Source organism: Herpetosiphon llansteffanensis (assembly GCF_003205875.1).
Classification (GTDB): Bacteria; Chloroflexota; Chloroflexia; order Chloroflexales; family Herpetosiphonaceae; genus Herpetosiphon; species Herpetosiphon llansteffanensis.
Window position 1 is genome coordinate 150,117 of sequence record NZ_PUBZ01000103.1, and the last position, 12,098, is coordinate 162,214.

Below are 12,098 nucleotides of genomic sequence, written 5' to 3' on the forward strand. Positions count from 1 at the left end.
GAGTAGTTCCATGGCAAAAGTAGGCCGCAATGATCCATGCCCATGTGGCAGTGGCAAAAAATATAAACAATGTCATGAAGCAGCTGATCGAGCGCAAGAAGACCAGTTGCGCTTATTGCGTCGCGCACAAGATCGCTTGTTTCCCAAATTGATCGATGCCAGCCAAAACGACGAGTTAGCCCCCAAAACCCCAGCCTTGTTTGAGCAATATTGGGGTGGGCGCTACACTGCCGCCGATATGATCGACCTCGACGAGAAGGAAGATCGTGGCTCAGAGCGCTTTTTGACTTGGCTCGCCTTTGATGCGCAAAGTGGCGACGACGGCTCAACCTTGGTCGAACGGATTGCCGCCAATCCGCCAGCTGAGCTTGAGCTTGATGAGCATGAACTTAATCTGCTGCCAACATGGTCGGGCATTCGCTTGCGACCATACCTGATTGTGGAAATTATCAAGGGCAAAGGCGCGTTGATTGAAGAGGTTTTGACCAAAGAAACCTTTACCCTGCGTGATCATGCCGCCGCCAAACGCTTAGAAGAAAACGAGTTGATTTTTGCGCACCTCGTGCCAGTTGGCGATGAATACTACATTGCTGGCGCTGCGGCGCAAACCACCCCCGATACGGTGGAGAAACTACACGAGTTCTTGGCCGTTAGCTTGGAAGATTGGCAATTGCGCAATCCTGATGCCGATTTGAACCAGTTTGTGCGCGAAAACAGCCACTTGTTCAATCACTTTATCTCGGTATTACCACGCGAAGAAAAAGAGCCATCGAAATTTGACGATTTGATGTTGCGTGGCCGTGCAGCCTTGTTGATGACCAAACAAACGTTGGGCTTGGGCAAGGATGACGACGACGACAACGACGATGACGATGACGATTTTGACGATGATGAGCGCGAATTCGACGACGCTGCTGCAGATGACGACGACGTTGAAGCCACTGAGACTGACAACGCCCCAGCAGCAAGCGACGCTGCTGACGACGATCAGCCTGAAGCAGTAGTCGATTCGAGCGAACAGCCAGCCAAATAAACAGCGCAAACAGATCGATCAGGGGTGGGAATCAGCATTCGATTCCACCCCTGATTGTTGATTAACCCTTTGACTTTGCTCCTGCGTTCAGCTACCATGCAATAGATCGAGAATTGGCTCAGGAATTGAGGAATATGTCTGAACAATCACCACTTAGCGAGCGTGAAATTGAAGTCTTGCAGCAGCTAGCGCTGGGTGCAAGCAATAACGAAATCGCCAATACGCTCGTCATCAGCCCCAACACAGTTAAAGTGCATATTCGCAATATCTATACAAAGTTAGGGGTTTTATCGCGAACAGAGGCAACGCTCGAAGCCGTGCGTCGCGGCTTAATTGAGGTTGCAATTAACCCAACCCTTGTGCCAGAGCCAGAAATTGTGCCAACAGAGCCAGAACCGCTTGTTAGGCCCCCAAGCAGCGAGCCACCCCCAGCAGAACCAGTTCAAGCAACCACGATTGTGCAACCAACAATACCGTCCATACCTGATCCAATTACCCCAGTGCTGACCCAACCAACCAATCAAATTACGATTCCGCGCAGCTATGCCTTGGCCATTTTGGGCGTATTGGGTGGGCTAATTGTGGCGGTGATGGCGATTGGCTGGATTGTTGTGCGCAGCAACATCACGCCAACAACCCAACCAGTGCCAACCACAGTTGTGAGCAATGTGTGGCAACCACTGACTGCATTGCCCCAACCAACCTATCAACATACCGGGGTCTTTTTGGCCGATAGCTTGCTTGTAATTGGCGGCAATACCGAGACGGGAGTGGTCGAGCAAACATGGCAACTCAACCTCGCGACGGGAGCTTGGCGGGAGCTTGCGCCCAAGCCAACAGCGGTCGCAGCCAGTGGCGCAGTGCAGATTGCAGGCCAAATTTATGTGGCTGGAGGTCGCGATAAAAATGGCAATGCAAGCAAGAGTTTTGAGATTTTTGACCTGGCCCAAAATCGCTGGCAAAGCGGGCCAGCCATGCCTGAAGCGCGCGCCAATGCCATGGTTGCGGCAATCGATGGCAAAGTGTATGTGTTTGGCGGCGAAAACGAAAGCGTGATTGCCGCAACCAGCTTTATTTATAGCCCCGATAGCAAAAGCTGGAGCCAAGGTGCACCGATTCCATTGCCATTACGCGATGCAGCGATTGCCCAAAACGGCAGCGATGTCGTGTTGATTGGTGGCCAAACCACCACCGGCCCAAACCTCAAAACCTGGCGCTTGCAAACTGGCGCTTGGCAGGCCTTGGCCGATTTGCCAGCCCCACGGATTGACGCAGGCGCAGTGTTTATTACCAATCAAATCTATGTGGTTGGTGGCGCGGAAGGCGATCAGCCGGTGCTGGTGTTGCAAAACAACCTGTGGACAACAACCGATTTACGCACTGGCCATGCCCTCAGCGAACACCTCGTGCTATCAAATGCTCGGGATATTTATAGCATTGGTGGGTGGAATGGCACGAATGCGCTCGCTGAAACTCGCAGCTGGACACCAATTACCAACATCTTTTTGCCAGGTGTGGGCAGATAGCTACATCCCAAAGCTCAAACGGGCAGCCAAAATATTGGGCAAGCCATGTTCAAGCATCAAGGTTTGGGTGCGCCGAATATTGTAAGTTGTGCGATGGAAGGTGACCGTTTGTTGCTCATCGTCGTAAATCGCCCAGCCGGAGCGGGCATCGCCATCGCGGGGTTGACCAACACCGCCAGCATTGATGATATAGCGCTTATCGGGCTGCAACTTGAGCACCAAGTTATCAGTAGGAATCGTGGCGGTGCAATGGTCGCCAAGCATATCGGCAGTAAAAATAACTGGCTGATGCGTATGGCCAACAAAGCAAATAGGTGTGCTAAAATGATCAAACGAATAGGTTGCTCCCACCGTATCAAGTAAATATTCCCAAACTGGGTCGCGTGGACTCCCATGGGCCAACGTAACCGTATCATTCACCTGCTGCATGGGGCTAAGGCTGAGCAAAAACTCGCGATTTTCCTCGGTTAATTGCGAACCATTCCATTCGTTGGCAATCCGAGCATCACGATTAAAATTCGACAGCGAAATTGAGCCAAGGCAACCGAGGTCGTGATTGCCGACCAACATCGCTTGCTGGCGTTCACGCATGAGCGCAACACATTCATTTGGTTGAGGCCCATAACCAACCGTATCACCCAAACACCAAACCGAATCGACCTCGCCTGCTGCTCCAAGAACAGCTTCCAGTGCGGCTAAGTTAGCATGAATATCAGCAAGAACCAGAACCCGCATGTGTTACCTTTCTGCAATCAAGCGCTGTTTCTGTGGCAAGGGTTGGTAGAGTATAATGGCGGTCAGAAGCCTTTTGAGCTTGAACGAGGAACGTCGTGGAACCAGTGCATCATTGCCCATATGTGGGCCTTAAACAAAATCGTGCGATTCGTTTCGCGAGTCCTACGTCGGAGCACCGCTGCTACATAACTGGTGAGGCCCACGATATTCCAGTGCCCCAAGCCGCGTTTTGTTTAAGTAGCAACCATGTGCGTTGCCCATTATATACTGGTGAAGATCTGCCGATTGAGCAGGCGGCTAGCCCGCCTACGTCGGTTGGGGTTGGTGGTTGGCGCGGTTGGCTCGCTGGCTTATCCACCCGCGATCGCCGCATTTATGCCACCTTGGTTGGCTTGCTTTGCTTAATTATTGTGGCCTATGCCATTAGTGGGGTTGTCTTATTTAGCAACAACTCCAGCACTACGACACCGAGCACCACAGCGTTGGTCGTGCAACCAACCAACATTGGCCCAACAGTAACCGTTTCACCATCGCCAAATGCCTTTGCCACAGCAGCGGTTCGTCAAACTCAAACAGCCGAAGCTATCGCTCTAACCACTACCGCCACTCCTTCGGTCTCTGCTACACCATCGGCTTCTGCAACCACTCAGGTGATTCTTGCATCGCCTACATTTGTTATTGTACCGCCAACTGAAGATGTGATTGTTGCTAGTCCAACTCCTAGCATTCCGTTTGCCACCGATCTGCCAACCTTCGAGCCAACCTTATCGCCAATTGCGACGACGGTTGTGCCAACCGTTGAACCAACAATTGAGCCAACCCTCGAACCAACAATCGAGCCAACAATTGCACCAACCGTTGAACCAACAATCGAGCCAACCACAGAGCCGCTGCCAGAGCCAACTGCCCAGCCAACCGAGGAAACTGGTGGCCGTGAGGTCAATCAATTGACGCTGTTTTATGCAGATAGCACCGGCCAAGTGTTGGTGCCGGTTTCGCGCCAAATTGCAACAACGCGTCGGCCACGCACTGCTGCGATCCACGAGTTGATTGCTGGTGCGCGCAGCGATTTGCGCAGTTTGTTGCCCAGCGATACCCAATTGCTTGGGCTACGCTTAAACAATGGCATCGCTACGGCTAATTTTAACCGTATCCCGACGTTTGGCAATTCAGGCGTGGAAGATTTGGGCTTGCGTTCGATCGTTTTGGCCTTGACTGAACAACCAGACGTTAGCCAAGTGCAGCTTCAAGTCCAAGGCCAGAATCTTGGTGGCTTGCGTTACCGACCCAACGTCAACCCCGATAATCCACAGGGTTTAAATGGCCAGTTTAACACAACTTCGTTCTTACCGTTGTATTTTCAAGCCAGCACTGGCCGTTGGGTGCGCGTGATGCGCCTTGTGCCAAGCACCAAAACCGAGGCGCGAGCCACTATCGATGAGCTTATTCGTGGTGCGGGCCGCTATAGTAACGTAGTCAGCAGCGCGATTCCTAGCACGAGCCAAGTTCGGCGCTTGGTCATTGTCGATGGCGTGGCGCAGCTCGATCTCAGCGCTGAATTCAGCCAAACCAGCAATCCCCGCGCAGCCGTTGATGCCTTGGTCTTGGCATTAACTTCGTTCAGCAGCGTACAGCAGGTCTTTATCACAATCGAAGGCCAGTCGCTCAGCGCTATCTGGGGCGAATCATTCAGTAATCCGTTCACGCGCCCAGAGCTCAATCCTGAATAAGATTAGTAGGGGTTAGGGGCTAGGGGTCAGGGGCTAGGTGTGTAATGGTTAATTGGATGGGCAATAGTGTTCCCTCACCCCCAACCCCTCTCCCACTGAACGCTGGAGAGGGGAGCACGCGTTTTTACCGACGAATTGCGCAAGAACCACGAAGTTAAAGCCCCTCGCCCGCGACACGGGAGAGGGGTTGGGGTGAGGGGATCAGGATGTGGTTAACCCAATAAATCGAAACTTCGTGCTCTTCGTGTCCTTCGTGGTTAAAAAAACCTAATCAAAACAATCTGTGGCAATCTGTGGCTAACGAAAAGGATGAAGGATGAATTATGAGGGATGAATTTTGAATCCTACCAGCCCATAGCCAATAGCGACTTCCCCTTCGTGCTCTTCGTGTCCTTCGTGGTTTCAATACAATCTCCACTAGCCAAAAGCCCATAGCCCATAGCCAATTAACTCCCCTGCCTAGATCACACCTGCTATGTTAAAATGCAGCTATTGGTTTAGCTAGATTGGGAACGTGTATGGATTATGCTCATTTAATTGCCAAAAGCTTGACGGTGCGTGCCGACCAAGTTACCGCCGCAATTCAATTGTTTGATGCTGGCAATACCTTGCCGTTTGTCGCTCGCTACCGCAAGGAGCAAACTGGCGGCTTGGATGAAGAGCAACTGCGCAGCATCCAAAGCCAAATTGCCCGTTTACGCGAGCTTGATGAGCGCCGCGAGGCGATTTTGAATGCTCTGCGTGAACAAGGCAACTTGACTGATGCGCTCGCCCAAGCCTTGGCCGAAGCCAGCGATAAAACAACGCTCGAAGATTTGTATGCACCTTTCAAGCCCAAACGCCGCACCCGCGCCAGCATCGCCCGCGAACGTGGCCTCGAAGGCTTGGCCGAAATTATCCAAATGCAGCCCAACGATGCGCTTGAAGCAACTGCCCGTCAGTTTCTCAACGACCACGTTGCGAGTGTTGATGAGGTCTTGGCCGGAGCGCGCGATATTGTGGCCGAGCAACTGAGCGAGCATCCAGAAGTGCGCCGCCAAACCCGCGAACGAGCCTTGCGTTGGGGCGTTGCTCGCAGCGAGTTAATCACCGATGCAGACGATAGCAAAGGCCTATATCAGACCTACTATCAATTCGAAGCCATCGCCAATCGGCTCAAACCCTACCAAGTGCTGGCGCTCAATCGCGGCGAGGCCGAACATATTTTGCGCTTCAAAATTCAGGTCAGCGAACGCGATTGGGCCGATGTTGCCGCCAAATATTTTCCACTCGATCAACGCTCGCCTTGGGCCGAGCAACTGCGCTTGGCAGTGCACGATGGTGCTGAGCGCTTGCTGCTGCCAGCGATCGAGCGCGATGTGCGCCGTGCGCTAACTGAACAGGCAGAAAGCCATGCGATTACCGTTTTTGCCAAAAACGTGCATTCGTTGTTGTTGCAAGCGCCAATTGCCAATAACGTCGTTTTGGGGCTTGACCCAGGTTTTCGCACTGGCTGCAAAGTGGCGATTATCGGCCAAACTGGCAATGTGCTGACCACTGCCACAATTTATCCGCATAGTGGCGCGGCGGCGCGCGAACGAGCGTTTCAAGAATTGCTGGGTTTGATCAAACGCTACACTGTGAGTTTAATCGCCATCGGCAATGGCACAGCATCACGTGAAACCGAGCAATTGGTCGCCGATGTGATTCGCCAACAAGCTGGCCTCAAATATTTGATTGTTAGCGAAGCCGGAGCCAGCGTTTATAGCGCCAGCACACTTGCCCGCAACGAATTGCCCGATCTCGATGTGAGTTTGCGCGGCGCGGTTTCGATTGCGCGGCGGGTGCAAGATCCACTCGCCGAGTTGGTTAAAATTGAGCCAAAAGCGATTGGCGTGGGCATGTATCAACACGATGTTGATCAAGCGGCGCTCGGCAATGCGCTCGATGGCGTGGTTGAAAGTGCGGTTAATAATGTTGGTGTTGATGTCAACACAGCCTCGCCTGCACTCTTGCGCTACGTTGCGGGCATTGGTCCCAAACTTTCGGCCCAGATTGTCAGCCATCGCGAGGAGCATGGGCCATTTCGTTCGCGCGTCGCACTCAAAAAAGTCAAAGGCTTGGGGCCAAAAGCCTTTGAACAAGCAGCAGGCTTTTTGCGCATTCGCGATGGCGATGAGGCCTTAGATGCCAGCGCCATTCACCCAGAAAGCTATGCTGTAGCACGAAATTTGCTAGCCAAGCTCAATATCAACGCCAAAACAGGCCGCAACGAACGCATCAAACGCTTGGAAGATCTGAAAAATCAGCCATTGCATGGCCTCGCGGCAGAATTAGGCACTGGTGTGCCAACCCTGATCGATATTATCGATCAATTGCTGCGGCCAGGCCGCGACCCGCGCGACGATGTGCCAACGCCAATTTTGCGCAGCGATGTGCTGGCTTTTGAAGATTTGCAGCCAGGCATGCAGCTCAAAGGCACAGTGCGCAATGTCGTCGATTGGGGCGCATTCATCGATTTGGGGGTCAAGCACGATGGCTTGTTGCACCGTTCGCAAATTCCCCGTGGCCTGAGTTTGAGCGTTGGCGATATTGTGGATGTTAGCATTCAATCAATCGACCAAGAACGCAAACGGATTGCCCTCGTTTTAGCACAATAATTGGGGCAGCCTGCGGTACAATAGACGGCGGCGCTAGCGCAATCTAGCGCCTTAATCTTTGCATTATCAATAAAGAGGTAGCTTGTGAGCACAACTCCTATCAGCGATTTTTTGCGCCATAACTTTCGCCACTTCAATGCGGCAGCCTTAATCGATGCCAGCGATGGCTATGTGCAGCACCTGGCCAACAATGGCAAAATGATGATCACCCTTGCAGGCGCGATGAGTACCGCCGAATTGGGCCTCTCGTTGGCCGAAATGATTCGCCAAGACAAAGTGCAGATTATTTCGTGTACCGGCGCGAATCTCGAAGAAGATTTGTTTAACTTGGTGGCGCACGATTACTACGAACGCGTGCCGCATTATCGCGATTTAACGCCTGATGATGAAGCAGAACTCTTGGCTCGCCATATGAATCGCGTCACCGACACCTGTATTCCAGAAGAAGAAGCCATGCGCCGCTTGGAACGGGCCTTGGTCGATGAATGGACATCAGCCGATGCAGCAGGCGAGCGCTACTTTCCTCACGAGTTTTTATATCGGATCTTGCGCAAGGGCGTTTTAGAAGAATATTTCCAAATCGATATTAAAGATTCGTGGATGTACGCCGCGATGGAGAAAAACCTGCCAATCATCGTGCCAGGCTGGGAAGATTCGACGACTGGGAATATGTTTGCAGCTCACGTTATGCAAGGCGAAGTCAAGAATGTGCACACCGTGCGCACGGGCATCGAATACATGACCTACTTGGCCGAGTGGTATATCGAAACCAGCAAAACCCATTCAATTGGCTTCTACCAAATTGGCGGTGGCATCGCTGGCGACTTCCCAATTTGTGTTGTGCCAATGTTGCACCAAGACATGCAGATGGGCAATGTGCCAGTTTGGGGCTACTTCTGCCAAATCAGCGATTCGACCACCAGCTATGGATCGTACTCAGGCGCTGTGCCCAACGAAAAAATCACCTGGGGCAAGTTGGAGCCAACCACGCCTAAGTTTATCGTTGAATCCGATGCCTCAATCGTGGCTCCGTTGATGTTTGCCTTGATTTTGGGGCAATAAATAGAGCATAGAACATAAGCTATAGGCTATTGGCTTTGGGCTATTGGCGATTGGAATGATTGATTTTTGGTACTTCCAAGATATTTAGTTCCAAAGCCGATAGCCTTCATCTTTTATTTTAACCACGAATTGCCCGAATTCCACGAATGATATTCTCGCCAGCCCATAACTTCATCCCTCATAATTCTTCCTTCATCCTTTATTTTAGCCACAGATTAGCACAGATTTTTAGGATTAGGTTCGTGCCAACCCATAGCCAATAGCCATTATTGCTCTGCACCGCTGCGTTAAAAATGTGATCCACGAAGCGCACGAAGGGCCACGAAGGGGAATTGGCTCTGGGCTTTTGGCTAACGGAGATTGTTTGGAGTTTCATCAAATGTTCCGCTAGCCAATAGCTGTATTGGTTCATCACGTTAACCACAATCTGATCCCCTCACCCCAACCCCTCTCCCGTGGCGCGGGCGAGGGGCTTTAATCCCGTGGTTTTGACGCAATTTGTCGGTGAAACACCGGTGCTCCCCCTCGCCCGCGTCCAGTGGGAGAGGGGGGTGGGGGGATCAGGTTGCCAATCCAATGTACCAGTACACCTAGCCCATAGCCTTGCATCCCTTTTCTGACTTTTGATTTTCGCCTTCTGCCTTCATCCCTACATATATAGCCATGGATCGATACTTGCTTGAGACAGGCACTCAAGGAAGCGCCGATAAACATCTAGCTCAGTTTGTTAATCGCGCGCTTGCTGTTGGGTTGGATTGTGGCCCAACCGACCAAACATCGCTAAGCATTTAAACCCAATTGCTGCATCAACACAATTCAGATGATAGTGATCGCAGGCAACATAACCATTATGCTTGGGGCAAATCGTTCCAACTGATAGGCGGCAATCGATGCGCCCAAAGAAAATAGTTGGCAAATTGTGGCAGAGATTTATCCGGGTAATCGTCAACGTTAAGCCTAGCCCAACCAGTAACTACTGTTAGCGCAATGTTAAAAAGTAGCCAAAAAGAAATTTCCTAGGAACGTTCGCGATTATTCAACGTTCTACTTACAACGAAAGCAAATTGGGTAAATTAGTTGGTTAACTTGAAATTGTAGGCTGAAACCATAGTTTTCTTGATGGAGAAAACGTTTCCAACCATCAAGCGAGGCTATTGGTGAATAGTAGAAACGAAAGGGTAGTAGCACACAAATGAGCATGGTACTTGAAACACAAACATATACAATCAAAATTTCGCCTAATGCAGATGAGCAGAGCATTTCGATTGTGCGCTCTGATGGCATCGAGGCTACATGTTACCAACTTAACGAAGTGATAACCGTTGTCGAAGTGCTCGGCGGGCGCGGCTGGTGGCAACAACACCAAACCCAAATTCGCAGCCTGCTCGAAGCCTGCTTTGGGGAAACCGTCTGTTAAACCCCAAGCCATAGATCAAACAGGGCGGATCTTGCATCCGCCCTGTTTTTATTTAACCCAGTTCGCCATTGGCATAGCGGGCACGCAAGACTTTTTTATCAAACTTGCCAACGCTGGTTTTGGGAATTTCGCTAAGGAAGACAACCCGCTCAGGCAGCCAGAATTTGGCCACCAACGGCTCAAGATAATCCAACAATTCGCTTGGCTCGACTTGGCCAGCGTCGTTGGTCAAAACCACGCAGGCCAGCGGGCGCTCGCTCCAACGCTCATCAGGAATTGCGATCACCGCCGCTTCAGTCACTTTGGCATGGCCCATCAAGGCGTTTTCAAGCTCGACCGATGAGATCCATTCACCGCCGCTCTTGACCAAATCTTTGGTGCGGTCAGTAATGCCCAAATAGCCTTCGTGATTGATCGTGGCCACGTCGCCAGTGCGAAACCAACCATCGGCGGTAAAATGCTCGGCGGTTGGCTCAACTTTGTAATAGCCAGCAGTCACCCACGGACCACGCGCCTGCAACTCGCCCACCGTCGTGCCATCCCACGGCAATTCCTCGCCTGCATCGTTGACGATGCGCAGCTCGACTCCGCCAATTGGGTAGCCTTGTTTGGCGCGCAAATCCCAGCGCTCGTGGTCGCTCAAATTGCGATGTTGCGGTTGCAGGCTCGAAATTGTGCCTAATGGCGAAAGCTCGGTCATGCCCCAGGCATGCAGCACTGGTACGCCAAAATCGCGCTCGTAGGCTTCGATCAAGCCACGTGGCATGGCCGCGCCGCCCACCGCCAAACAACGCACATGCGAAAAATCGCGTGGTCGAGCGCGCATTTCTTGATACATCGCAGTCCAAATCGTGGGCACGCCAGCAGGGAAGGTAATTTTCTCGTCGGCGATCAAATCGGCCAAAGCCACCGGATTAAGGTGCAAGCCAGGCATCACCAAATCTGCGCCTGCGAACATAGCCGAGTAGGGCAAGCCCCACGCCATCGCATGAAATTGGGGCACAACGGGCATCACAATATCATCGGGGGTAAAGGCCAAGGCAGTGGCCTGATTTTCGCCCATCGTGTGCAAATAGAGCGAGCGATGGCTATACAACACGCCTTTGGGATTGCCGGTCGTGCCACTGGTGTAGCAAAGCCCCATCGCTTGGCGCTCGTCGGTCACCGGCCAATCGAATTCAGCCTCAGCGGCAGCCATCAGATCTTCATAGTGCAAGACATTGGGGAAGGGGAGTTCGATGCCAGGTTGGCCATTGATCAAGACGATCGTTTCGACCGCAGGAATATCATCGGCCAGCTTGGAGAACAACGGCAGCAAGGTCGCATCAACAAAAATCACCTTATCTTCGGCGTGATTGATGATATAGGCCAATTGCTCGCTTGAAAGCCGAATGTTGAGCGTATGGCAAACAGCGCCAGCACAAGGAATTGCATAGTAGAGTTCAAGATGTTGGTAGTTGTTCCAGGCAAACGTCCCGACTCGATCCCCTTGGTTGATGCCAAGTTTGTGGAGCACATTACCTAAGCGTTTGACACGGTGGTATAAATCGGCGAACGAATAGCGGTGGAGTGAGCCATCTGGTTGCTTGGTCGTCACGCGTTTGTGGGGGTAGAGCTTATACGCGTGGTCGAGCAACCGATCAACGGTCAGCGGATAGTCCATCATCAGGCCACGTAGCATGCAAATGCCTCCTTGCACTCCGAAACGGGTCTGGCTCTCAGCTATACATTTGCGCCATCATACCATATTCGAGGGATCGGGGATCGGTTGTTGGGGATCGGGGAAAGTCAGAAGTCAAAAGGCAAAAATCAAAAATCAAAAGTCAGAAGTCAGAAGTCAGAAATCAATAGCCCGTAGCCAAGAATCAAAAGCCCAATCCTCAAAATCTGTGGAATCTGTGGCAAAAAATAATCATTTGTGAAATTCGTGTCCTGTGTGGGTCACGATTTTAACGC

At 51.8% G+C, this 12,098-nt stretch carries 8 protein-coding genes; 6 read left to right on the forward strand and 2 right to left on the reverse strand.

The features are described from left to right. The first annotated feature begins 10 nt into the window (after window positions 1-10). Window positions 11-1,033, forward strand: coding sequence for a YecA family protein (locus tag C5S61_RS15580; RefSeq protein WP_110516201.1), 1,023 nt, complete (start codon window positions 11-13; stop codon window positions 1,031-1,033). Between the two features lie 134 nt (window positions 1,034-1,167). After that, entirely contained in the window at window positions 1,168-2,559 is a 1,392-nt protein-coding gene (locus C5S61_RS15585) for a Kelch repeat-containing protein (RefSeq protein ID WP_110516203.1), read from the forward strand. Here C5S61_RS15585 and C5S61_RS15590 read toward each other — a convergent pair whose 3' ends face one another. Next, a complete protein-coding gene (locus C5S61_RS15590; protein ID WP_110516205.1) occupies window positions 2,560-3,294 on the reverse strand; it encodes a metallophosphoesterase family protein in 735 nt (244 codons plus the stop codon). 248 nt (window positions 3,295-3,542) lie between these two features. On the opposite strand from C5S61_RS15590, the gene C5S61_RS15595 reads away from it, so the two are divergent. From C5S61_RS15595 to C5S61_RS15620, 4 genes are all read left to right on the forward strand, one after another. Further along, window positions 3,543-5,024: a GerMN domain-containing protein gene (locus tag C5S61_RS15595; protein WP_124033442.1), complete on the forward strand. Its 1,482-nt coding sequence runs from the start codon at window positions 3,543-3,545 to the stop codon at window positions 5,022-5,024. A gap of 518 nt (window positions 5,025-5,542) precedes the next feature. After that, window positions 5,543-7,663, forward strand: a complete 2,121-nt coding sequence (locus tag C5S61_RS15600) for a Tex family protein (RefSeq protein ID WP_110516208.1) — start codon at window positions 5,543-5,545, stop codon at window positions 7,661-7,663. Window positions 7,664-7,747: 84 nt separating this feature from the next. Beyond that, window positions 7,748-8,725: a deoxyhypusine synthase family protein gene (locus C5S61_RS15605; RefSeq protein ID WP_110516210.1), complete on the forward strand. Its 978-nt coding sequence runs from the start codon at window positions 7,748-7,750 to the stop codon at window positions 8,723-8,725. A gap of 1,192 nt (window positions 8,726-9,917) precedes the next feature. Continuing rightward, window positions 9,918-10,142, forward strand: coding sequence for a hypothetical protein (locus tag C5S61_RS15620; protein ID WP_164689520.1), 225 nt, complete (start codon window positions 9,918-9,920; stop codon window positions 10,140-10,142). Window positions 10,143-10,194: 52 nt separating this feature from the next. Here the strand turns inward: C5S61_RS15620 and C5S61_RS15625 are convergent, their stop codons facing one another. After that, window positions 10,195-11,823, reverse strand: a complete 1,629-nt coding sequence (locus C5S61_RS15625) for a long-chain fatty acid--CoA ligase (RefSeq protein ID WP_110516217.1) — start codon at window positions 11,821-11,823, stop codon at window positions 10,195-10,197. Window positions 11,824-12,098: the final 275 nt, after the last annotated feature.